The sequence below is a fragment of the Chryseobacterium capnotolerans genome, from assembly GCF_021278965.1.
Lineage (GTDB): Bacteria > Bacteroidota > Bacteroidia > Flavobacteriales > Weeksellaceae > Chryseobacterium > Chryseobacterium capnotolerans.
The window spans coordinates 4,508,148-4,533,192 of the sequence record NZ_CP065589.1; the positions used below are offsets into that span (position 1 = coordinate 4,508,148).

Genomic DNA, 25,045 nt, shown 5'->3' on the forward strand with positions numbered 1-25,045 from the left:
GTTATGCCAGAGTACACAGCAATACAGAAAGATTTTTACAGAGAAAGCGGACAATGGCTTTCTACTTTTGGAATTTGGAAAAAGTGCATTAACCCTAATCTTCATTATCTCTACATTTTAAGAAAAACTCAGAAATACCATAAAAAATCCATCTCTGGCCTATTTTGGAAATTTGTTTTAAGACATTATCAGATAAAATACGGCTTCCAGATTTATCCGGAAACGCAAATCGGTGCCGGTTTATATCTTGGGCACTGGGGTGCATTGGTTATCAATCCTAAAGCTAAAATCGGTAAAAACTGCAATATAGCTCAGGGTGTAACTATCGGACAGCAAAACAGGGGTAAAAACGAAGGCTATCCTGTGATTGGTGATGAAGTGTGGATTGGCCCCAATGCCGTTATTGTCGGCAACGTGAGTATAGGAAATAATGTATTGATTGCGCCCAATGCATATGTTAATTTTGATGTCCCGGAAAATTCTATGGTTATGGGAAATCCGGGAAAGATCTATCCTGCAGAAAATGCCACTGGAGGATATATCAATAACAAAATATCTTAATTAGCTTCAAGGTTCTTTTTATTAATAAAATAAGCGGCCATTAAATTGGGAAGCCAGCATAACCATGCTACAGCAAGATAGGAATTTTCAGGATCCTTGATTACACTGTTTAATAAGGGAAGCCAAAGCCTTAATGTTACGGCAGCAAAGGTACACGCATAGCTATAAATCATAAGTCGCTGATGCATCATCACACTGCCTTTTATGATGTATATAACTCCTGCCAATGTAGTCATGAGCCATATAACTCCCAGGCAGATAAATCCTGCAGAGGAGATTATCCCACCATTCGCATACAGCCCCATATAAATTGCAGATACAGAGCTTATTATTACAGAAATAACATACAATTTCCCTATTATTCTGTGAAGTTGCAGATACTTGCTACGAAAATTATCACCAAACTGACGCCAGCCAATAAAAAGAGAAATTCCACCGAAAATAATATGGGCAAAAAATGCAAATTTCCAGAATTGATTTTGAAGGACTTCTAAAGATTTAGATCCCAGAAAAGTATTTTTATGTTCAACAAAAGCATAAATTAAAGGATACATACCAATAATTAATGCAAAGAAACAAATGATGATAAATAAGAATTTCTTCATGGATACTGATTCAATTTTTCAGCAAAAATGAATATAAAAAACGATCCAACTGTTCCAAAATGAAAGATGAAACCAATATTATATCACTTATTATCTGACACTTACTCTTTCATTGTCAGATTTTGGCTTTTCAGGAATTCTCTGGGAGAACAGTTCATATATTTTTTAAAATTCCTGTTAAAAGAAGTCTTTGAATTGAACCCACTTTCAAATGCTAATGATAGAATTGTATATTTTTGATTTTCTGGAAGACTTGCTATTCTTTTAAATTCCTCAATCCGCTGCCGGTTGATATAATCATAAAAGTTTTTATTCTCAACAGAATTGATGGTCTGGGATAATACATTGGGATGAACATCCAGCAATTGTGCAACATGATTCAGACTAAGCTCCGGGTCTTTATACAGTTTTTCGTTCGTCATTCGATCTATCAGCTTATCATAAACACTCTGTATTACGTAATCTCCAGGAGAATTTTTCTGATATTTTACAAATTCAGTTTCTTTTTCAGCAGCAACAGTATCAGGTAAATCTAAAATACCAGCACGACTGATCCCGAAATAAGCAGCAACCAAAATAAATACAACAACCATTGAAAAAATAAGAATATCATTTCTTAAGATCACAGCAATCCATATGAATGCAATCCCCGTAATCAAATAGTAAGACCAATTCAGATTAATTTTTTCAGTATTGGAATATTGTTCAGAAATTTTCCGTTTGTATTTTTTGATGACAAGAAGACTCAGACTTACATACAATACTCCCGAAAAGTTCATTAAAAATGTAAGCACATCACTCAATACTTCATATCCCTTCCCTTTATTCTGGTAAACGGTCATCCTATCCTGAGGAGACAGCATTAAGAATCGAAACAAAATCACATAGATGATCAGAACAGGAATCCAATTTAACAACCATATCTTTTTATCTGGAGTTCTGCCTGTTATATATAAAATATACAAATACAGCATGGGACCATGCACGAAAGGAAAAATCAGTTCATATCCAATAAGATAAGGATACTTTAAATATCCTTCTGAGCGGAATAATACGAAAAAAACAAGATGAACTCCGATCATCAAAAACCAGGCTGCTAAAAGAAAATCCTGCGCTTTCTTTTTCTGCTTTCCCAATATCAGAAAAGATGAAAAACAGGCAATAAAAATTCCGCTCCAATACAATATTCCCAGATCAAAATCAGCCATTGACAGTATAGGGTTAAAATCAGAGCATCAATTTATTCATTTTTCTACAGTAAATAGAATTTATTTTCAACCAGTTTATCCAATTTTTGTGGAGAATGTAAAAATTTAAAAATATTTTAATCTTCATGTTTTATTTTATGGTTTATACTTTGTAATTTTAGCTTAGTTTTTAAACGTTTGGATTATTGAGGAACTCTTATTCGCCCTAAAACAAAGTATATCGCAATATTAGATATGATTTTAAGCATATTTTAATATTAAACTTTGTTAAAAGTGGATAGTTTTTCTGCAAAAAGTATATTTTTGCATAATTATTGATTCGGTCTATTGATTTCGAAAATAATTTAAACGAAATAAATAATTATAAACCTTTTTAAAAAATTTAAAATTATGTCACAATCGTACGAAGTTATTTTTGAGAACAATAAGAAATGGGTAGAATCTAAAGTTTCAGCAGATCCAAATTTCTTCCATGATCTGGCAAAAACTCAACATCCTGACTATCTTTATATAGGATGTTCAGACAGTAGAGCTACAGCGGAAGAGCTGATGGGTGCAAAACCGGGAGAGGTTTTTGTTCACAGAAATATTGCCAATGTTGTGAATACTTTAGATATGAGCTCCACAGCAGTTATTCAATATGCTGTAGAGCATCTTAAAGTAAAACATATTATCGTATGTGGACATTACAATTGCGGTGGTGTAAAAGCAGCGATGACTCCTCAGGATTTAGGATTATTGAATCCTTGGTTGAGAAACATTCGTGATGTTTACAGATTGCACCAGGCAGAACTTGATTCTATCGAAGATGAAAATAAGCGTTATGACAGATTGGTTGAACTTAATGTTCAGGAACAATGCATTAACGTAATTAAAATGGCCTGTGTACAGGAAAGATATATTTTAGAAGAACAACCTATTGTACACGGCTGGGTATTTGACCTTAGAACAGGTAAAATTATTGATCTTGAAATTGATTTTGAGAAAATCTTAAAAGATATCCAAAAGATCTACAACCTTACCAGTTCCGATTGGGTAATGAGCAGAAAGACTAAATAGTTTTTCTAAAAAGAATGTGAAATGAAATTCTGGAGTATTATTGTATTAACGTTTTTTCTGAATTTTACAGCGCTGCCAAGCATTGCTGCGGTGGCAGGCTGGGACATTCTGAGAACAAATATAATAGTGAATGAAGAAGAACCGCATTCTCACCCATCCTCTTTTATTGTTTACGAAAAGACAATTCCAAAACCTTTAGATGTTTTCGACTATCTGAAGTTTTCTGAGCCTGCACCTCAGTCTATGTCTTTCGTACTGATAGATGATTCCTTTCATCTATCTCCTTTACTTAGCATATTTTCTCCGCCTCCGGAAGCTTAATTTTAAAGTAGTAGTTAGATTTTTTTATAGTTATTCATGCCTTTAAGGCACTGAATAAGCTGTTTATGCTTTAAAATTAATTTTCCAATCTTTTATAATTGATTATTTAATTATAAATCAATCGGTTATAATATTTTCAAAAATATCATGAAAAAAACATCATTATTAGGAGGAATCAAGGAGAATTTCCCTTCCGGACTCGTTGTATTCTTAGTAGCACTGCCTTTGTGCTTAGGAATCGCTTTAGCATCTGGAGCACCGCCATTGTCTGGAGTTATTGCCGGAATCGTAGGTGGTCTTGTGGTAGGATTTCTTAGTAATTCAAATATATCGGTTTCAGGACCTGCTGCAGGTCTTACAGCTATTGTATTAACAGCAATTACCGATCTTGGAGCATTTGAACTGTTCTTATGTGCCGGGATTATTGCTGGTCTGATTCAATTGGTTTTAGGCTTTGTAAGAGCGGGTAGTATTTCTAATTATTTTCCCAATAACGTTATCGAGGGGATGCTTGCAGCCATCGGGATCATTATTATTTTAAAACAAATTCCTCATGCACTGGGATTTGATAAGGATTATGAAGGAAATCAGTCACTATTCAGCAATGGTCTGAACTTTAATTATTTTACGGAACTTTTTGGAGCGATTCACCTTGGTGCTATTATTGTGACAGCAGTATCTGTAGGGATACTTATTGCATGGGATAAATTTCCAGCTCTTAAAAGAATGAAAATGCTTCCCGGAGCATTAGTTGCTGTAGTTGCCGGAATCTTGTTAAATGAACTGTTCAAACTATCAGGAAGTTCTTTAGCGATTGGTACAGAACATTTGGTATCGTTACCCGTTCCGAAATCTCTGGATGACTTTAAGAATTTGATTACAATGCCTGATTTCGGAGGTTTTATGAATCCTAAAGTGTGGATCGTAGGAGCAACTATTGCCATTGTAGCTTCTATTGAGACCCTGCTTTGTATTGAAGCTTCAGACAGATTAGACAAGCAAAGAAGAATTACAGACACTAATCTTGAGCTTAAAGCACAGGGAATAGGAAACCTGATCAGTTCATTTATTGGTGGACTTCCTATGACTTCTGTTGTGGTAAGAAGTTCTGCCAATGCTAACGCTGGTGCTACTTCTAAAACATCTGCGATGATCCATGGTGTACTTTTATTGGTATGCGTACTTACCATTCCTTTTATACTGAACCTGATTCCATTGGCAACTTTAGCAGCTGTCTTGATTCTGGTAGGATATAAACTGGCTAAGCCTGCTACCTTTAAACATTTCTGGCATCTTGGAAAGTTCCAGTTTGTACCTTTCGTGGCAACGGTAGTAGCTGTTGTAGCTACTGACCTTCTAAAAGGGGTTGGAATTGGTCTTGCGATCTCTGTATTCTATATCCTTCAGGGAAATATGAAAAGAGCTTATTACCTGAGCAGAGAAAAACTGGATGATGCAGATGGAATCAAGATCAAACTGGCTGAAGAAGTATCTTTCTTAAATAAAGCAGCCATCAAAAAAACATTAAAAAACATTAAATCTAACTCTACTGTAATCATTGATGCAAGAGAAACTTCATACATTGCGACAGATGTACTGGAAATGATCCAGGATTTTGCCAATATTCGTGCAAAAGAAGAAGATATCAATGTAGAACTTCTAGGCTTTAAAACATCATACAAAGATTATGAAAGAAGCCAGGATTCTCACATCCTGATTACCCACAAAAGAGCAATGTAAGCTCACCAAAATTATTTTATTTTAAACTTAACAAATTCAAAAAACAACTCAATTATATGAAAGCACATACATACGAAACTCAGTCTACCATTACTCCTGAAAAAGCATTAGAGTTTTTAAAGGAAGGAAACCAAAGATTCGTTAATAATCTTAAAGCCAACAGAGACCTTCTGGAGCAGGTAAATGCAACCCGTGAAGGACAATGGCCTTTCGCAGTAGTTTTGAGCTGTATAGACAGCCGTACTTCTGCAGAATTGATTTTCGATCAGGGATTGGGAGACGTTTTCAGTATCAGAATTGCCGGTAATTTTGTAAATCAGGATATTCTTGGTTCTATGGAATTTGGCTGTAATGTAGCAGGTTCTAAACTCATCGTGGTTTTAGGACACACTAAATGCGGAGCTCTTAAAGGAGGTCTTGACGCAGCACAAATTGAAGGAATGGGAATGGACAACCTTAATCACCTTATCAATCATTTCGACCCAATTATCAATGAAGTGATTGAAGAAAACGAAGAACGTTCATCAAAGAACAGTTCTCTTTTAGAAAGACTCAACCACCAGAATGTAAAAAGCGCCATCGAAGACATTCGTAAGCAAAGCTCAACACTTAAAAGACTTGAAGAAGAAGGAAAAATTAAGATTGTTGGTGCTAACTATGATGTTGAAACAGGTGCTGTAAGCTGGTTATAGAATAATCAAGAGTTCTATTTAACTACTTACCAAAAAGTATAATAGCTCAGATAAATTGATTGGAAATTAATTTAATTGCATAGCAGAAGGCCATCGGAAATCCGATGGCCTTTATTTTTATAAAAATGGACACTGATCTACTGCCAATTATTTCCCGTTAAACCCGGACATTGTATTATTGATTCCCGCAAATACAAAAGAAAGACTGGCTTTTGAAAAAGTATCTATTCTTTCAGCAAGTTTTTCAGTTTCCTCTTCATTCCACGTTCCTAATACATAGTCTACCTGGCGTCCTGCAGAAAAATCTGCTGAAATACCAAAACGAAGCCTTGCATAATTTTGGGTTTGTAGTACTTCATTGATATTTTTAAGCCCATTGTGGCCTGCATCAGAACCTTTCCCTTTCATTCTAAGAGTTCCGAAAGGTAATGCCAGATCATCTGTTATAATCAATACATTTTCCAAAGGAATATTTTCTTTCTGCATCCAGTATCTTACGGCATTACCGGATAGATTCATATAGGTATCCGGTTTAAGGACAAAGACTTTTCTGCCTTTATACTTTCCTTCTGCCATCCAGCCAAAATTAGCAGTATTAAATGATACCTCGAGTTTCTCAGCTATTTTTTCAGCGACTTTAAAGCCTATATTGTGTCGTGTATTTTCATATTCTGAGCCTTTGTTTCCCAGCCCAACAATTAAATATTTCATGAGAAATTTTTTGCAAAATTAAGGGATAAAAAATAAAAAACTCAATCTTAGGAAGATTGAGTTTAAATATTGTTGAAAATCTATTCTATTGTGGCTTATAGATATAGTTGATATCATAACCTTTCGTCATGTAAGTCTGTAAATCATATACATAGTTTGTACTCATAACAATAGGTACTGGAATATTTACAGTAATATCTGTTACAGACCATCTCTTTGGATTATTCGGAGATAGAATCATACTCTCTTTAATGCTATATTTAGTAGATAATAATCTTGAGATTTTATATACCTGCGGCAATAAAGTGAAGGGGCTGATCTGTTGATCGTAAGCATAGTATTCAAAGCTGTATTTTTCAGTAGGTGCTCCCAATACGTTTGGATTATTGGATGTTACTGGCCCAGAAATGTTAAGTACTTTAGACACATTATCTCCTACATAAGAAAAGTCTGATTTTGAATATTCAGTATACTTAATTGGACCTCCTACTACTTCTTCTCCTTTCACTGTAGTCATAGACTCTAGTTTTGAAGTAGCTGTATTATAAGTAAAAGTATGAATGTATTTTTCTGAAGCAAATAAGGTTTGAGGTCCTGGCTTAGTGGAAGGCGGAACCGGTGGTGGCCTTCTGAAAACAGAACGGGTTTCAGAAATGGATTGCAGCTGGCTGTTATTTCCATAATTGAACTGTCTATCATAAGATATACTGTCTTTATCAAGTTTCCCGTTTCCATTAAGATCAAGAAAGCCCCTGAAAGTGATCTGGCTGATTCTTTCACCACTATACATAATATCAGTAATGGAAGCACTGTCTGTAATCACTCTGTTCATTAGCAATCCGCTGTAATGATATTCTGCCAGTGTGTCTTTAGCCGTCACTTCTCTATATAAAGCTCTTGGGCCGCTCAGTCCTCCTGTATTATTCAGATCCAAAAGAGGATTCCCGTCTTCATCTAATAAGTCTTTGCAGGAATGTATTGAAGAAAAGCCTGCAATTAATAAGATAAAATAGAAAATTTGTTTCATTTCCTGGTAATTGATTATTTTTTTCACAAATATAATTTTTTTTTGCATAAAAATTATACGATTATTTATATTCTGATAAGATTAGCAATAATAGTTCACCTATAATTCTTAATAGATAAATCTCAGATTCTGAGGCCTGTAATTATAGCTTGTTGCAGGTTTCGATATTCCTGTGTGGGATAAAGTGAAGCCAGTCTTTCCAACGGAACCATACCAGCAAACACATGAAGAAAATAGTTTTTTACCATATATTTTTAATTTGTTCAAATATAATTCAATTTTATACAACACAGGCTACTTCTTCCAATAAATTCACAAAGAACAGAGCTAATCAATAAAAAAATCTAAAAACATAACGTTTTTAGATTCTTAATTATTATATGAGCAGGAAAATTAATAAGGCTGTAACACAGATATTGTTAAAACAGATTGTGCCATATCAGCATTAAGAGCTCCTGTATCTACCGCTGTTCCTATTCCAAGTGCATTACCGTTCAAAGTCCTCTTTGTACAGGCTACTTTAACTGAATATTTGTTTTGCTGTTTAAGATTCTCAAGCGTTGCATTAAGATTAAAAATTTTATAAGCTCCACTATCCCCTTGCAAGACATCAGTTCTCACAGCTTTAAGTTTATTGTCTACAAAGACACCACAGGCAAAACCTGCTGATGATGTACCATTATTTGCTTTTTGAGCAGTGGTTTGAAATGAAAACGTCACTTTATTAACAGCATTTGTTACAGAGAAAGTATCCACAGCTTTAGGGATTACAGTCCAGCTGCTTGTCAAATCATCATCTTCATCGTATGGCACCGGATTTCCATTACCACTAAATGTAATTCCTGTTTGATCTGCAACCGTATTAATAGAAAACAGAGACATACTTCCTTGTCCATCAGCTATTTTAACACTTTTCCAATCGTTTGCAGTCATTTCCGAATTGTTATGAAAGATATCACCATCATTTCCTGCTGATCCTTTCAACACATCAGTACCGTTAGTCCTTAGTTCCTTTCTAATATTTACGTCTCCATTCACATCTAACTTATTAACTGGAGTTGAAGTATTTATACCAACCTGAGCGCTAACCAGCCCGATCATTAATAGAAATTGAACAAAAAATATTTTTTTCATAGTTGGTTTTAATTTGTTATCGTATTAAATACTTGTGGAACTTCATATACATCTACTTTCAAAGATGATTGAGTAATAAACTTATTCAGGTTGGTGCTTGTATTGATTCCTATTCCCAGTTTTCTATTAGATGCATCCCCATACGATGCAAGTCTTGAACACCCTACACTCACAATATGTTCACCTTTAGAGAGATTAGCTACAATTCCGATTTGATTATGGGTACTGAAAGTAAACTGAGCACTACTTGCCCTTAGGTTACTCTGTCTCAAATTGATCAGTTTATCATCTACGAAAATACCACAAGCATAATCTATTGATGTATCAGGATTCCCATTGGCAGTAAAATTTGCCTGCACCACTGTTTCAAATTGAAAATAAGCTTTGCTCTCATTACTGAAAACACTTATTTTCTGTGACAAACCGTTGATTTTTTTAAATTTACTGAGGCTAGAAAAAGTGGCTCCTTTTGTAAAAGCGGCTGCTTTAGAAGTGCTGGTTGCAGCAGGTTCTTCTGAGTAGAGAAAATCAACCCCTACTCTATCTGAAAAAGAGTTATTAAAGATCAAATAAAATTTATTCGGTTCATATTCAGGAATTCGAAGAGTTTTCCAAATAGGCGGATATCCTTCTCCCTGAGAAACCAGTAGCTGGTCATTGTTTCCCAAAGAAAGCGTATTATCAGTAACATCAAGTACTGCAATCTTATCTCTTAGGTTTACATCTCCATTTACATCAAGTTGTGCTTTTGGAGATTCAGTGTTAATACCCACTTGGGCGGAAAGCACCAATCCCGAGGCAAGAAATAAAGTTGATAATATATTTTTCATCAGTTCGTTTTAGTTGGATTTATAAGTTACATATTCAATGACATCTATCTTCATATTAGACTCCAATGTAAATGCGTTGGATGCCCCATTAGAACTTTGAACGTCACGACCTATAGCAAACTGAGAGTTTAAATTTGAAGTACTGATCTTTCTGCATGCAATTTCAAGATTCTGTATTCCAACAGGAACGTTGAGTTCTGTATAATTGAGAGTGAAAATATAATCCTGAAGTCCTGCTTTTCCGGTATTATTACTGGAAGCAACTCTGTCTGGACGTACTGCTACCAATTTATCATTTCTAAAAACGGCACAAGCAAATCTTACATTCTCAGAAGTATTTGACTGGGGAGCTTTCATCTCAATTCCGGTTTGGAACTGATAAGTAAGCCTGTTCTTACCATTTTTAATCATAAATGAGTTTTTAAGACCTGCTATTTTTACCCATTTACCTTTCGAAGTATCATTAAAGTCATCTCCTACACTATTCCTAGAGACTCCATCTCCTTGAACACTATTAGAAAGACCTATAATACCTACCTGATCCGATGACAAATACGAATTAATTAGTTTATACTGCCCTTCTTCCATAAAGGGAACATTCAATGATTTCCACACAGGAGATTTTCCTTCTCCCTGAGAAACCAATACCTGGCCATTCAATCCAGCGCTTCCAGCATTGGTTGAAGTTCCGCCTACTCTAAGTTCTTTTCTTAAGGTGATTTTACCGTTTACATCCAGCGTTGATTTCGGCTTCGGAGTCCCGATTCCCACCTGTGCGTTAGCATAGAAGGAAAAAAATCCGACTACACAAGTAAATATAATTTTTTTCATAATAAGGACTGCAAAGGTACAAATTACGAATCGAAAAAATTCCAGTTATTATCTTTAAACCTATAGAAATAAACACATTACACAATAGAATTATTTATACCAAAAAGTAGAATTATTTCTACAATCACCCTTTTGAAAAATTAAAACAGAATGATCCCACACCTCAAACTACTTCTGCATAAGGCTTTAAAAAATTTTTTTTTCTCATTAAAAAGTGACTTCAGACCTATAAAAAAGGGGGTAATTCTCCTAAACATGAATATTCCAAAGAAAAAACATGATAATAATCACAAAAAAACCATATAAAAAATCATTCTTTTTATATGGTTTAGTATTGTTTGCAGAAAAATTAACAATTTTTGAAAGTTATAATTTAATTATGTTCAATAATCGCTTTTAATAAAATATTCACCTCATCTACATTCTTCACTTTTTCTTTTCTCATCATCAATTGGTTTCCTTCCTTACCTGATTTCTCTTTAAGCTGAGCTTCCGCAGGGTTTCTTGTCAGGTAATTAATAATATGCCTAAATCTGTCTGTCTGATAAAATTTATCCTGAGGATTACTTGGAAAATACCCTAAGAACACCCCATTCTTCATGACAATCTTCTCAAAACCTATATCTGCAGCCAGCCATTTCAGGGAAACACTTTTCAGTAAGTTGACCGCTTCTTTAGGTAATGCCCCGAACCTATCAATCAGTTCAAGTTCAAACTGATGAAGGTCTTTTCCATTATTTATCTCTGCTATTTTCTGATACAGTAAAAGTCTTTCCTCAGTATTGGAGATATAAAAATCAGGCAGCATCAGTTCCAAATCAGTATCAATATTAACATCTTTCACAGATTTGAAAAGCTTTTGCCTGTCTTCTTCATTTTCAAATAAATTCTCAAAATCAACATCATCCTTCAATTCTTCTAGCGCTTCCTGCATCAGTTTCTGATAGGTCTCAAACCCCATTTCATTGATGAAACCACTCTGTTCCGCACCTAATAAATCTCCAGCTCCCCGAATCTCCAGGTCTTTCATTGCAATCTGGAATCCGCTTCCCAGATCAGAAAACTGCTCAATAGCTTCAAGGCGCTTTCTGGCATCAGAAGTCATCATATCATAAGGCGGTGTAATCAGGTAACAGAAGGCCTTTCTGTTGCTTCGTCCTACCCGCCCTCTCATCTGGTGAAGGTCGGCCATCCCAAATCTCTGAGCATCATTGATAAAGATCGTATTCGCGTTCGGAACATCCACACCACTTTCTACAATGGTGGTAGAAACAAGTACATCATACTTTCCTTCCATAAAATCCAGAACATTCTTCTCCAGTTGTTTACCATCCATCTGCCCATGCCCTGTGATTACTCTTGCATCAGGGACCAGACGCTGGATAAGCCCGGCAATATCTTTAAGATTTTCAATTCTGTTATTGATAAAATACACCTGCCCATCCCTTTGAATTTCATAAGAAATAGCATCACGGATGATCTCTTCATTAAATCCAACCAATTGGGTATCCACCGGCTGTCTGTTCGGCGGTGGAGTTTTAATAACAGATAAATCTCTTGCTGCCATCAGAGAGAACTGCAGCGTTCTTGGAATCGGAGTTGCGGTCAGGGTCAGGGTGTCCACATTATTTTTCAGAGTCTTCAGTTTATCTTTTACAGAAACTCCAAATTTGTGTTCTTCATCAATAATCAATAACCCAAGATCCTTAAATTTCACAGAACTGCTTGCTAGCTGATGGGTCCCGATAATAATATCTACCTTCCCGTTTTTCAGAGCATCTAAAGTTTCGGACTTCTGTTTGGCCGTTCTGAATCGATTGACGTAAGAAACATTTACCGGAAAATCTTTAAGTCTTTCCTTAAAGCTTCTGTAATGCTGGAATGCAAGAATAGTCGTTGGAACCAATACCGCTACTTGCTTTCCATCTGTAGCCGCTTTAAATGCCGCACGGATGGCAACCTCTGTCTTACCGAACCCAACATCTCCACAAACCAGCCGATCCATCACCGTATCTGCTTCCATATCTTTTTCACATCTATAGTAGCCTTTTCCTGATCCGGAGTATCTTCATAAATAAAGCTTGCTTCCAGTTCATTCTGCAGGTAAGAATCCGGTGTATAGGCAAATCCTTTAGCCGTTTTTCTTTGAGCATATAACTTAATAAGATCAAATGCAATCTGTTTTACCTTAGCTTTTGTCTTTTGCTTCAAGGATTTCCAGGTTGGAGAACCAAGCTTGCTTAATACAATTTCTTTTCCATCCGGGCCATTATACTTTGAAATCTTATGTAATGAATGAATACTTACATATAATAGATCACCATTTTTATACGTTAGTTTAAAACATTCCTGAATTTTCCCATCATTGTTCACCTTCACCAATCCCATAAATTTTCCAATTCCATGATCAATATGAGCAATATAATCCCCAATCTTCAAAGACATCAGGTCTTTGAGGGTAAGCTGTTCTGATTTTGCAAAGGTATTTTTAGCCTTATATCTCTGGTAACGGTCAAAAATCTGGTGATCAGTATATACCAGCAGCTTATGTCCATGATCTACAAAACCTTCATGCAGTTCAGACTTAAAGCTTTTAAAAGGAAGCTCATGTTCAAGCTCTTCAAAAATAGATTCCAGTCTTTCTTTCTGTTTTTCTGTTGAGAAGGAAATCCAGGTGTCAAATCCGTCTTGTTGTTTTTCTTCAATATCTTCAATCAGAAGTTCAAAGTTTTTATGGAAAGAAGGCTGTGGAAGCTGCTCCATTTTAATTTCAGCAATTTCTTTTAATCCTTCAATAGCTGCATTTCCGAAATCAATGGTTTTAAACTTTTTATAATCAAACAAAAACTCCTGATCGGAAATAAAAAGTTCCTGCGGTGCTCTATGCGCAATATCTTTACTTAGCGTATCATATTTTTCAAGGGATTTTTCATAAAATGTTTTAATCTTCTGCATTCCTATCATCCCATTTTTGGAAATCACATAACTTTCTTTAGGCAAAAGCTGCAATAATGAAACCCTGCTTCCGGTGACAGAAAAATTCATATTGGATACCAATTGAAAGTCTTTTACTTTATCTACCGAAAGCTGAGTTTCGATATCAAATGTTTTAATGCTTTCCACCTCGTTACCAAAGAAAGTAATCCTGTAAGGCTTTTCATAGGAATAAGAAAACACATCTACAATTCCTCCTCTCACAGAAAATTCACCTGGCTCCGAGACAAAATCAGTCTGCTGAAAATGATAATGATTAAGTAGTTCATCTACAAAATCAAAATCCAGCTGGTCGCCTACTTTTATGTGATGAGAAATCGCTTTGAAATCTTCTTTCTTTAATACTTTTTCTGATAAGGCTCCGGAATAGGCAACAATCACTTTTGGAGATCTCCCCGAATTGATTTTATTAAGAACTTCTGTTCTCAAAACAAGATTCGCGTTCTGTGTTTTTTCTACCTGGTAAGGCTCAAGGTGAGTAGCTGGAAAATACAATACCTTTTCTTTTCCAAGGAGATCTTCCATTTCGGTATTGGCATATAATGCATCCTCTTTATCATCTACCAGATAAAGAATATTTTTTTTCTGAACCAAAAAAAGTTCAGCCACAAAAACAGAGACTGAAGATCCAGCACTTCCCTTCACGGCAATATGCTGACTATTTTCTAACTGAGTGAAAATTTCTTTCCCGAATTCTTTTTGCAAGAGATCCGGAAGGAACTTTTCATTGATGGATTTTAACTGCATAAATAGTAATGGTATAAACGACAAAAGCGATTTCGGGAGTTTTCCGAAACCGTTGATTGCTACACAAAGGTAAGGATATTTTTTTCTTTGAATGGGAATAGAGCAACTTTTGGATTTAAAATGAATCACTTAGCCTATTTAAATCTTAAATTTTATTAATTTTATTAATTACCTGTTAAAAAAAAACGAATATTTTCTCATGGCATGGTGTTTGGCTTTTAAAAGAACCAAACATTAAAAGTAGTATTATGAAAAAAGCAATGAAAATTCTAGGTATTTTAACGCTGTTTGTTTTTACAGCATTATCTTTTTCGTCGTGCAGCAAGGATGATGATCCTGTAGATAACGACTTTTTCGCAGGTACTTATAAAGGAAGTGTTTCCTATAATGACGGCGGTTCTACCAACATCAGTACTGATGCAGGAAGTGTATTTGTAACGAAGATCGCCAGTGGCACTAAATACAATTTTACCTTCTCTAACAATATTCCAAATCTCAATGGAATAGAATTCAATCAACAGGGAGATCACACCTTAGTTATGGTAGGATCTACAGCAACTTCTTACATCAGAATTGATAACAATACTTTAAAAATTTTATACATTCAGGATGGAAAAACGTGGACAGCCAACTGTACACGTTAGAATATCTTCTAATAATGCAAAAGCCTGCTCTCTTAACCGGAAGCAGGCTTTTTTTATTCTTCAGAAAAGAACTTTAATTTTTTTTTAAGCTGTAATAAACTTTAGTTAAGTTTAAAAAACCAAAATTTATAGCCTGCTTTTTGCATATCTTTATTCAACAAAAAATAAACAATATTCTTATGAAAAAATTATTATCAGCAATGTCATTAGTTTTAGGACTAGGCCTTGCTACTGCTCAGCAGACTGCTCCCGCTACCCATACCACTCCTGCTCCTGTAAAAGTAGCAGCCGCTAAACCTGCAGAAGTAAAAGCTGCCAAACCAATGGCTGCTAAAACAGCTAAACCGGCAGAGGCAAAACCTGCTCAGCCTGCCCCTGCTGCTAAAATGAAAAAAGACGGGACTCCGGATAAGAGATATAAAGAAAATAAGCATCTGAAAAAAGATGGCACGCCGGACAAAAGATACAAAGCAAACAAATAAGCATAACATCAACATATAGTTGTTATTTTCATAATCAAATTTCGAGAAAAGCCGATGGGATTTATTTCATCGGTTTTTTTATGCTTTACTCTCTAAAAATGGTTCCACAATTCTTTACTTATTTATAAATTTGACCCATGTTAAACTTCTTCAAGAAAAACGCAGCGCTTATTTGGGCAAAAAAACATGTTCAAAAGGCGGAGGAATTCAAAAAAAATGCAGAAAGAAATCAGGAGAACCTTTTGATTTCCCTTGTCAATACAGCTCAGAAAACACTTTTCGGGCGGGAACATGATTTTGAAAACATCCGTTCTGTAAAGGATTTCCAGGACAGAGTTGCGATTGCCGACTATGAAGATTTGAAACCCTATATTGAGAGAGTAAAAAAAGGACAGGGGAATATTCTCTGGACAGATACTCCCGAATATTTCGCTAAAACCTCGGGAACCACTTCAGGATCAAAATACATCCCTATATCTAAAGAAGGAATGCCTTATCAGATTGCAGGAGCTCAAAGTGCCTTATTCCATTATATCAGTAAAAAGAATAATGCAGATTTTGTGAATGGAAAAATGATCTTTCTGCAGGGAAGCCCAGAACTGGAAGAGGTTTTCGGAATTAAAACCGGAAGACTATCCGGAATTGTAGCCCACCATATTCCTAATTATCTCCAAAAGAACAGGCTACCAAGCTGGGAAACCAATATTATGGAAGACTGGGAAGCAAAAGTAGACAAGATTATTGAAGAAACCGAACACCAAAATATGACGTTGATTTCAGGAATACCGCCCTGGCTCATTATGTATTTTGAGAAACTGACTGAAAAACACGGAAAAAAGGTAAAACAAATCTTTCCTAACCTTCAGCTCCTTGTTACAGGAGGTGTCAACTATGAACCTTATCGTGATAAGATGGAAGATTTATTGGGCGGAAAAGTGGATATCATTCAAACTTTTCCTGCCTCTGAAGGATTCTTTGCTTTTCAGGATGATTATACCAAGGAAGGACTTCTTCTTTTAACCAATCATGGTATTTTCTATGAATTTATTCCTTTGGAAGAATATGGAAAGCCGAATGCCAGGAGATTAACATTAAAAGAAATTGAGCTTCATAAAGACTATGCCCTGATTTTAACAACCAATTCAGGATTATGGGCCTACTCTATTGGTGATGTAGTAAGATTTATTGATAAAAATCCATACAGAGTTCTGGTAAGTGGAAGAACCAAACACTTTACTTCTGCATTCGGAGAACATGTCATTGCTTTTGAAGTGGAAGAGGCAATGAAGGCAACTCTTGAAAAATATCCGGCACAGATTACTGAATTTCATTTAGCACCTCAGGTAAATCCAGGTGAAGGTCTTCCTTATCATGAATGGCTGATCGAATTTGAAAAAGATCCTGAAAACATGGAAACGTTCAGAAATGAACTGGATCAGCAGCTAAGAAACAGAAATACCTATTATGATGATCTGATTTCAGGGAATATTCTGCAAAAGCTTCATATCACAAAGCTGAAGAAAAATGCGTTTCATGAATATGCTAAGTCTCAAGGAAAATTGGGTGGACAAAACAAGACTCCAAGATTAGCAAATGACAGAAATATCGCAGATTTGTTAGAAATTTACAAATTTTAAAGATATTTTTTCAATTCCAAAAACGTATATTCGAAAAAAATTATAAATTTGAAAAACTAAACGAAAATAATGAAAGCATCTGTACTGTTGAAATCATCTTTATTAACGTCTTTATTTGTTATGACCTCTTGCGCTACCACAAAATACAGCGAGGATATTTCAAAAAACAACTATTCCAACCTGGAAGCCGGAAAAATTTACAAAGTCACTATGAGAGACGGGTCTCCGAAACAGAAAATATTATTCAGAAACATTGTTGGAGATAATCTTGTAGGTACAGCCGGAAAAAAAGACAGTACAGAAGTAATTATCCCTAAATCTAATGTAGCCGCTGTGAAAGACAGAAGAAAAGCAAGAATTGCAGCAGGTGCTACTATTATTGGGGCTGCAGGAGTTGCTGCTATCGTAATCAGTTCGTCAAGAACAGACTAAAATAGATTTTATCTTTTGATATATATTTAATATATCTTTTAAAAAACGATATAGAGATAGCCCTAAATAAATTTTTAGGGCTATTTTTGTTCATGATTTCCTTTACCCCATTACAAACTTTACAAAATGTTGAGTTCAGAAATCTTCTTACCGGGAGATTTTTTATTGTTTTAGCCTTCAGAATGCTTGCTACCTTATTAGGATGGTGGGTGTATCAATTAACCAAAGATCCTTTTTCAATCGGTCTTATCGGACTTTCAGAGGTTATTCCTGCAGTAAGCTGTGCTTTATATGCCGGCCACGTAATTGATATGAACGAAAAAAAGAGACTGTTGCTTATCTGCAATTATGCTTATATTTTTCTGATCGGATTACTTTTGATTCCTGCCTTTTTTAATGTTCAGATGCATTTTACCGGGCATCAGATCACTTATTATATTTATGGGGTTATATTTTTTACCGGAATTGCGAGAGCTTTTATTGGCCCTATTGTTCCTTCTATGATTCCTAAAATTGTAAAAAAAGAGAACCTTCCCAATGCTGTTACCCTGAACCAGGCTACATTCCTTATATCTTCTGTATGCGGCCACGCCATCGGAGGTCTTCTTATCGGATATTTCGGTGTACAATGGACACTGGTGGTTATTTTATCTTTGATATTTATTGCTTCACTGTTTTTCTGGCAGCTTAACAAACAACATTCAGAGTACAAAAAAGAAACGGTAGATGTTGTGGAAAGCATGCGCGAAGGCATCTCCTATATTTTTAAAACAAAAGAAATTTTAGGAGCCTTATGCCTGGATATGTTTGCAGTACTTTTCGGAGGTGCAGTAGCCATGATCCCCGTATTTGCCACAGATATTCTGAATTCAGGAGCGGAAGGATTCGGGCTGCTGAATGCAGCGTCTGATATTGGCTCCATGTGCATTATTACTCTTTTATCAATTGTTCCTTTACGAAAAAACCAGGGAAAAATACTTCTTATAGTGGTGACAGGATTCGGAATCTGTATCGTTGGATTTGGCTTATCCAAGCTGTATTGGCTTTCTTTTATGTTCCTTGTATTAAGTGGAATGCTTGATGGTATTTCTGTAGTAATTAGAGGAACTATTGTACAATTAAAAACACCTGATCATATAAGAGGTCGGGTTTTGAGTGTGAATTCAATATTCATCATGTCCAGTAACGAAATGGGCCAATTCGAAAGTGGAGTTATGGCAAAATTATTAGGTGTAGTGCGTTCTGTAGTGTTTGGCGGATGCATGACTGTCCTGGTTGCCCTAATTGTTGGAAGTACTAACCCAAAGCTAAGAAAGATGCAATATTAACAAACTTATGACTGATTGATTCAAGAACAATTAAATCAAATAAAATTAAGCATATATAAAATAAGGACAGAAATATTTTCTGTCCTTATTTTTATTTTATACCATATTTATTTCAAAACAACTAATACTTATATCCACAAATAACTCCATAAAACCAACAACCATTACGATCTTCATATATCCAATTATCATCAACAAAATACAAGATCACAAAACAACAATACACATTCTTTAAATATATAATAAAATCTATCATGAAACATTAATAATTTCATATATTTGCTTCAAATATCCCCTTTATGAATAAAATTCTATTTATTTTAAGCTTTTTCGTGACTGGCTTATGGGTAAGTGCCCAGACTTTTACTGATAAAGCTTTACAACAAAGCGCTTCACAGCTCAATACCACCAATACAGAAGGTGATTACGACAAATTGTTTAAGAAATTCACGGAAACTAATACTTCTGAACAATGGCAGGCTTTTCATTATGCTGCCGTTTCTATGTATCTTAAAGCGGAACTTTTATCAAAAAAATCTGCTGCTTCAGCTATTCATTCAAGCGTAACAGCAGAAAAATTTGCTCTTGGAGTATCGCTTTCCCAACCTGACAATGCGGAAAACAACATTCTTCTAGCCCTTATCATGCTGCAAAGCATACAGCTGAATGTCTATAAAGATCCGGCAAAAGCAGCACAAGAGGTTTCAAAATACATTGCAAAAGCAGAAAGTTCTGACCCAAACAATCCAAGATTAGCAATCCTAAAAGCAAAATCAGCAGAAAAATCTGGCAACATGACCGAGGCTGAAGCTCAATACCAAAAAGCAGCAACAGGATTCACAACCTTGAACTCTGTACCTGGATGGGGTAAACAACTTATCCCTAAAAACAAATAACTTACGTTAAGTATTCAACTTTAAATTGGTCAAAAAAATGAAAAAATATCTACTGATTTTTCTAATTTTCATTACCCAGATGGTCTTTGCACAACAGGACTGTATCACCGCTATCCCTATTTGCAGTGATTCAGAGATCTCGTTAAAACCTAATGGAAGCGGAAGTGTAAAAGAAGGAAGCGGCTGTCTAAACTCTGAGAGTAACTCAATCTGGTTCACCTTCAGTATACAAACAGCAGGAACATTAACCTTTCTTATTACCCCTATGGGACCTAATGCTTACAACATTGATTATGATTTTGCATTATATGGACCCAATCACAGCTGCAGCAACCCTAGAGAAACTCCTCTAAGATGTTCATATGCCGGAATGGGCAACTTGATAAGCAGACCTCTTACAGGTCTTAACATGACTGCTACAGAAACTACGGAAGATGGCGGCGGAATCGGTTTTGTAAAATACATTGACGTACTTCCTGGAGAAGTATATCATTTGCTATTAAATAACTTCTCCACTGAAATTGCCCCTTTTAAATTAAGTTTTGGCGGAACAGCATCATTGCTTACTCCATTTGATAATAATTCATTAAAAATTTATCAGCCTTTCCCATTCTTAAAGCCTGGAGCAAAAAATGATGGAGATATTGATATTTGTGGCAATCCGGTAACCTTTGATTTTGCTACCTTATCCAATCACATCAGAAATAATAATCCAAATTTCATTATAAAGTATTATCGCAGTGCAGCCGATGCAGCAGCTGATTATGATCCTATCACAGCCCCTATTCCGGTTAACACTACTACTAAATACACATATTCTATTTCTTATTCAGACCCTACCAAACCTGTCAGCTTTTTAAATCAATGTAGAGAATTTGGGGAAATTAATTTTGTTGACAGATCTTTTGCCCTCACCCCTGGCGAACTCCTCTCCTGTAGTAACAACAATTCTGGAACGGCATTATACGACTTATCATCAGCCGATATAGGACTCACTCCTAATCTTAATGTAAAGTATTATCCTTCAATGTATGACCTTGACCACGTCATCAACGAAATTACCAATCCTTATCAATATGTTTCTGCTGAAGGATCTGTATTTGTAAAGGCAACCAATGAATATGGATGTATTGCGATTACAGAAATTAAATTAAAATTCAACCCATTGGTAAAAGTACTTATACCACCTCCGTTAGTTGCTTGCCATCTGGAATCAAACCCTTCCATGGGAATGTTTGACCTTGACAGCGCTCCGGTAACAGCGCCAACTGATGGTACGAAGAAAAAATATTACCCTTCAATGGCTGACGCAGTAGATGCCACGAATGAAATAACCAATTTCAAAACTTATATGGCACCTAATGGTGTGGTATATGTAAGAGTATATGATGACCTTGGATGTTTCAATGTTGTTAAAGTAACGCTTCAAGTACTTCCTCCGGTAAAATCCAGCGTACTTAAGGATAAAATCATCTGTATGGAAGACAAAACCACTCTGGATGCAGGACCTGGATTTAAAAAGTACGAATGGAGCACAGGTGCTACCACACAAACCATCACTGACGTAGGAGTAGGGACATACTGGGTAAAATTAACAAGTAAAGTTCAAGAATGTACTACCACTCAAAAGGTAACAGTATATCCTTCTGAACAACCTGTAATCACCAGCATTGATGTATCTACCACAAATATTACCGTAAATGTAGCAGGTGGAACTCCTGATTATAAATATTCTATAGACAATATTGTATGGCAGGATTCTAATGTATTCAACAACGTGCCAAGAGGAAATTACAAGATATATGTAAAAGATGCTTATGATTGTGACCCTATCATTGTTGAAACAATAGTTCCTAATATTGTAAATGTTATCACTCCAAATGGAGATGGAATTAATGACGTTCTTGATTATTCCGCAATTGCAGGTAAGCAAAACCTGACATTGAGTATTTTCGACAGATATGGTGTAAAAATTCACCAGGCTGATAAATCTAACGGATACAAATGGGACGGAACAATAGCAGGCAAGAAAATACCTACAGGTACTTACTGGTATTCTTTAACCTGGAATGAGAACAACAGCAAGAGCACACCATTCAAATTCTCAGGATGGATCATTGTGAAAAACAGAGACTAATTTTTTAATCATATCATAAAAAATCACCTCAATTGAGGTGATTTTTTTTATCAACACAATCAACTCCCTATTGGCCGTATTTTTACAAAGACTGCTAATAATTTGTTGAATACTATTTTTTAAATATTTTTTAAATAAGCTATCTTTGCACCATGGCGCAGAAAGAAACATTATCATCCCTTACCCACGGAAACTTTGCAAAAGAGCTGTCTATTGCGGATGGAAAAATGCCTCCTAATGCAGTGGATTTCGAAAGACTTGTTATCGGAACTTTTTTGATTGACAAAAAAGGTCTTGACCATTCCATTGACCTCCTTACCTCGGAAGTATTTTACGATCCCAGACATCAAGTTATTTTTTCTACTATCTTAAAGCTTTATGAAGGCAACCATCCTGTAGACTTAATGACCATCATCCAGGAGCTTAAGAAAGAGGATAAACTAAGTCAGGCCGGAGGAGATCATTACATCATTGATCTTACCATGGGAGTAAGTTCATCTGCCCACATTGAATACCATGTTCGTGTTATTCTTGAAAAATATATTTTGAGAAGCCTCATTAATGTTTCTGCAAATGTGATTGATTCTTCCTACAAAGAATCAACAGACGTATTTGAACTTCTGGATAAAGCAGAACAGTCTTTCTTCGAGATCACTAACGGAACCATTAAAAAAGGTTTTGATACCGCCAACTCATTAGTAAAGCAAGCAATTGATACCATTAAATCTTTAAAGGACAAGCAAGGACTTTCCGGAGTTCCTTCAGGATTTCGTGATGTGGATAAAGAAACCGGAGGCTGGCAGAATTCTGACCTTATCATCATTGCTGCACGTCCGGCGATGGGAAAAACAGCATTTCTTCTTTCAATGGCAAGAAATATTGCTGTAGGTCACAAAATCCCAATGGCTCTATTCTCTCTCGAGATGGCCTCTGTACAGCTTATCACCAGGATGATTGCTTCCGAAACAAGAATTTCCTCCGAAAAACTTCGTAAAGGAACACTTGATGACGAAGAATGGCAAAGACTATTCTCCAACGTTTCCGAATTAGAAAATGCCCCCTTATATATTGACGAAACTCCGTCCCTTTCGATCTTCGACTTCCGTGCAAAATGCCGAAGACTGGTAATGCAGCATGGGGTAAGGCTGATCATGGTCGACTACCTTCAACTGATGACAGCCGGTGGAGGAGGAAAAGGAGTTGGAAACCGTGAACAGGAAATTTCCATGATCTCCCGTTCATTAAAAGCCATTGCAAAAGAACTGAACGTTCCGGTAATTGCACTTTCCCAGCTTTCCCGTAGTGTGGAAACGCGTCCTGGAAAAAGACCTCAGCTTTCCGATCTAAGGGAATCCGGAGCGATTGAGCAGGATGCGGATATTGTATCTTTCATCTTCAGACCCGAATATTATAAAATTACAGTGTGGGATAATGATGAAGAAGGACAAGAAACCTCTACAGAAAATCAGGCTGAATTAATTATCGCAAAACACAGAAATGGTGCGACTGCTGATGTACGACTTTCCTTCTTAAAACATTTTGCAAAATTCGGTGATATTGAAGCAGCCCTTGATGGCGGTATGGGAGGCGGCTACCCATCAAACTTTGGAGAACCAAGTGGCTTTGACAAAATTAAAACAACAATCCAGCCGGGAGCAGCATTTGATCTTCCGGACAGCTCAAAACTTTCAGGATCTTCTATGAATGATTTTGATGATGATGATGACTTTCCGTTTTAAATAATTCAATTTTATAGAACAGATTTTGAAAATCGAAATTTATACAGACGGTGCATGCAGTGGAAATCCTGGAAAAGGCGGATATGGCATCCTTATGCGCGTTCCTGAAAAAAACTATCAGAAAACATTTTCTAAAGGGTTCAGAAAAACCACCAATAATAGAATGGAACTCCTTGCTGTAATTTCTGCATTGGAAAAACTAAAGTCTACAGAAAACGATATTCATGTATATACAGACAGCAAATATGTTGCAGACGCTGTTAATCAAAATTGGATCACCGGATGGATCAAAAGAGGCTGGAAAAATGTAAAAAATCCGGATCTCTGGAAAAAATTCATTGAACTTTACAACCTTCACAAACCCACTATGCATTGGGTAAAGGGCCATGCAGGTCATTTCGAAAATGAACTTTGTGATAAGTTAGCCGTTGCAGCAGCCAATTCTCCTGATTTGGAAATTGATGCTTATTTTGAAGGTTTAGAGAACAACTCTCTGTTTTAATTTAATTAATACTAATCCTAAACAACACACAAAACATTCATTACTTCACCATAAAAAATATTATTTTTTAAATAATATTTATTTTTTTAACAAAATTAACATAAAATATCCATTTATTAATTGGGATTTAATATATTTACCTATTAATTAAATTCCCAGTGAAATGAATAAAAATTTATTATTTTACTTCTCTATTCTTTTGCTCTTATTATCTGGAATGTCTTTCGCACAGACCTATCAACTTACCGGAAATCCTATTAATACTACAGGATGGACAATTGTACCAAATGCAGCAGCCAATACGGATTTCATTATGCTTACTGATGATTTAACCAATAAATCAGGTGCTATAAAATTAAATGATCCAATTAATTTAAAGTTTTGTGACAAATGGAGAGTTGAATTTGATTTTAGAATCGATGGAAACGGAACCTCTTCCGGCAAAGGAGATGGATTTGCATTCTGTTATCTTGCCAATCCACCAGTCACCAGCCAACAAGGAGCAGGACTGGGAATTCCACAAAATGCCACAGGCCTTGTCGTAGGTTTTGATATCTACAACAATATGTTAAGAGATGAACGAATAACTTACAGTAAAAAAGCATCTAGCTCCACCTATTGATATACAATATCATGAAATGAAAACAATAAAAACAACACACAAACAAAATACTCAGGCTGGGTATTGGTAAAAATATCGAATAAAATCTTAACACACATAACAACATCACAATTCTTCCACTATGAAAAAAACTCTACTCTTTTTTTTTACTGGGCATTTTACTCTG

Annotated in this window: 22 protein-coding genes and 1 pseudogene; 15 read left to right on the forward strand and 8 right to left on the reverse strand. The window is 35.7% G+C overall.

Features of this window, described 5'->3' with window-relative positions; genetic code table 11:
• Nucleotides 1-3: 3 nt before the first annotated feature.
• Nucleotides 4-561, forward strand: coding sequence for a serine acetyltransferase (locus tag H5J24_RS21670; protein ID WP_068940512.1), 558 nt, complete (start codon nt 4-6; stop codon nt 559-561).
• On the opposite strand, the gene H5J24_RS21675 is transcribed toward H5J24_RS21670, so the two are convergent.
• Both H5J24_RS21675 and H5J24_RS21680 read right to left on the reverse strand, forming a co-directional pair.
• On the reverse strand, nt 558-1,166 hold the full coding sequence (locus tag H5J24_RS21675) for a DUF2306 domain-containing protein (protein WP_068940514.1): 609 nt from the start codon (nt 1,164-1,166) through the stop codon (nt 558-560). The genes H5J24_RS21670 and H5J24_RS21675 overlap by 4 nt on opposite strands.
• 101 nt (nt 1,167-1,267) lie before the next feature.
• On the reverse strand, nt 1,268-2,374 hold the full coding sequence (locus tag H5J24_RS21680) for a helix-turn-helix domain-containing protein (protein ID WP_068940516.1): 1,107 nt from the start codon (nt 2,372-2,374) through the stop codon (nt 1,268-1,270).
• A gap of 390 nt (nt 2,375-2,764) precedes the next feature.
• On the opposite strand from H5J24_RS21680, the gene H5J24_RS21685 reads away from it, so the two are divergent.
• The 4 genes from H5J24_RS21685 to H5J24_RS21700 all read left to right on the forward strand — a co-directional run bounded on the left by H5J24_RS21685 (nt 2,765) and on the right by H5J24_RS21700 (nt 6,186).
• The gene (locus tag H5J24_RS21685; RefSeq protein WP_068940518.1) at nt 2,765-3,433 is read left to right on the forward strand and encodes a carbonic anhydrase; all 669 of its coding nucleotides are present in this window, start codon (nt 2,765-2,767) and stop codon (nt 3,431-3,433) included.
• A 21-nt stretch (nt 3,434-3,454) separates the two neighbouring features.
• Entirely contained in the window at nt 3,455-3,754 is a 300-nt protein-coding gene (locus tag H5J24_RS21690) for a hypothetical protein (RefSeq protein WP_068940520.1), read from the forward strand.
• A gap of 147 nt (nt 3,755-3,901) precedes the next feature.
• Complete coding sequence (locus H5J24_RS21695; protein ID WP_068940522.1) at nt 3,902-5,494, forward strand: SulP family inorganic anion transporter; 1,593 nt, start codon at nt 3,902-3,904, stop codon at nt 5,492-5,494.
• A 56-nt stretch (nt 5,495-5,550) separates the two neighbouring features.
• Nucleotides 5,551-6,186 carry a carbonic anhydrase gene (locus tag H5J24_RS21700; protein ID WP_068940524.1) on the forward strand — a complete coding sequence of 212 codons (636 nt, stop codon included), beginning with the start codon at nt 5,551-5,553 and terminating at the stop codon, nt 6,184-6,186.
• Nucleotides 6,187-6,333: 147 nt separating this feature from the next.
• Here H5J24_RS21700 and pth read toward each other — a convergent pair whose 3' ends face one another.
• The 6 genes and pseudogenes from pth to mfd form a co-directional block, all read right to left on the reverse strand.
• Nucleotides 6,334-6,897, reverse strand: coding sequence for an aminoacyl-tRNA hydrolase (pth, locus tag H5J24_RS21705; RefSeq protein ID WP_068940526.1), 564 nt, complete (start codon nt 6,895-6,897; stop codon nt 6,334-6,336).
• An 85-nt stretch (nt 6,898-6,982) separates the two neighbouring features.
• A complete protein-coding gene (locus H5J24_RS21710) occupies nt 6,983-7,951 on the reverse strand; it encodes a hypothetical protein (protein WP_232815861.1) in 969 nt (322 codons plus the stop codon).
• 366 nt (nt 7,952-8,317) lie between these two features.
• The gene (locus tag H5J24_RS21715) at nt 8,318-9,058 is read right to left on the reverse strand and encodes a hypothetical protein (protein WP_068940529.1); all 741 of its coding nucleotides are present in this window, start codon (nt 9,056-9,058) and stop codon (nt 8,318-8,320) included.
• 8 nt (nt 9,059-9,066) lie between these two features.
• Nucleotides 9,067-9,888, reverse strand: coding sequence for a hypothetical protein (locus H5J24_RS21720; protein ID WP_068940531.1), 822 nt, complete (start codon nt 9,886-9,888; stop codon nt 9,067-9,069).
• 9 nt (nt 9,889-9,897) lie between these two features.
• Nucleotides 9,898-10,719, reverse strand: a complete 822-nt coding sequence (locus H5J24_RS21725; RefSeq protein WP_068940533.1) for a hypothetical protein — start codon at nt 10,717-10,719, stop codon at nt 9,898-9,900.
• Between the two features lie 373 nt (nt 10,720-11,092).
• Nucleotides 11,093-14,460, reverse strand: a pseudogene (gene mfd, locus H5J24_RS21730) (transcription-repair coupling factor).
• Nucleotides 14,461-14,708: 248 nt separating this feature from the next.
• On the opposite strand from mfd, the gene H5J24_RS21735 reads away from it, so the two are divergent.
• The 10 genes from H5J24_RS21735 to H5J24_RS21780 all read left to right on the forward strand — a co-directional run bounded on the left by H5J24_RS21735 (nt 14,709) and on the right by H5J24_RS21780 (nt 24,879).
• Nucleotides 14,709-15,104: a hypothetical protein gene (locus H5J24_RS21735; RefSeq protein WP_068940537.1), complete on the forward strand. Its 396-nt coding sequence runs from the start codon at nt 14,709-14,711 to the stop codon at nt 15,102-15,104.
• A 179-nt stretch (nt 15,105-15,283) separates the two neighbouring features.
• On the forward strand, nt 15,284-15,586 hold the full coding sequence (locus tag H5J24_RS21740; protein WP_068940539.1) for a hypothetical protein: 303 nt from the start codon (nt 15,284-15,286) through the stop codon (nt 15,584-15,586).
• 137 nt (nt 15,587-15,723) lie between these two features.
• Nucleotides 15,724-17,223 (forward strand): GH3 auxin-responsive promoter family protein, encoded by a 1,500-nt coding sequence (locus H5J24_RS21745; RefSeq protein ID WP_068940541.1) that lies wholly within the window; start codon nt 15,724-15,726, stop codon nt 17,221-17,223.
• Nucleotides 17,224-17,292: 69 nt separating this feature from the next.
• Nucleotides 17,293-17,655 carry a hypothetical protein gene (locus H5J24_RS21750; protein ID WP_068940543.1) on the forward strand — a complete coding sequence of 121 codons (363 nt, stop codon included), beginning with the start codon at nt 17,293-17,295 and terminating at the stop codon, nt 17,653-17,655.
• Nucleotides 17,656-17,747: 92 nt separating this feature from the next.
• Nucleotides 17,748-18,983 (forward strand): MFS transporter, encoded by a 1,236-nt coding sequence (locus H5J24_RS21755; RefSeq protein ID WP_068940545.1) that lies wholly within the window; start codon nt 17,748-17,750, stop codon nt 18,981-18,983.
• A 299-nt stretch (nt 18,984-19,282) separates the two neighbouring features.
• Nucleotides 19,283-19,879, forward strand: coding sequence for a tetratricopeptide repeat protein (locus H5J24_RS21760; RefSeq protein WP_068940547.1), 597 nt, complete (start codon nt 19,283-19,285; stop codon nt 19,877-19,879).
• Nucleotides 19,880-19,916: 37 nt separating this feature from the next.
• The gene (locus H5J24_RS21765) at nt 19,917-22,016 is read left to right on the forward strand and encodes a T9SS type B sorting domain-containing protein (RefSeq protein ID WP_068940549.1); all 2,100 of its coding nucleotides are present in this window, start codon (nt 19,917-19,919) and stop codon (nt 22,014-22,016) included.
• 152 nt (nt 22,017-22,168) lie between these two features.
• Nucleotides 22,169-23,755, forward strand: a complete 1,587-nt coding sequence (dnaB, locus tag H5J24_RS21770) for a replicative DNA helicase (protein ID WP_068940551.1) — start codon at nt 22,169-22,171, stop codon at nt 23,753-23,755.
• Nucleotides 23,756-23,780: 25 nt separating this feature from the next.
• Nucleotides 23,781-24,257: a ribonuclease HI gene (rnhA, locus tag H5J24_RS21775; RefSeq protein ID WP_068940552.1), complete on the forward strand. Its 477-nt coding sequence runs from the start codon at nt 23,781-23,783 to the stop codon at nt 24,255-24,257.
• Between the two features lie 163 nt (nt 24,258-24,420).
• Nucleotides 24,421-24,879: an L-type lectin family protein gene (locus H5J24_RS21780; RefSeq protein WP_082811016.1), complete on the forward strand. Its 459-nt coding sequence runs from the start codon at nt 24,421-24,423 to the stop codon at nt 24,877-24,879.
• Nucleotides 24,880-25,045 lie beyond the last annotated feature (166 nt).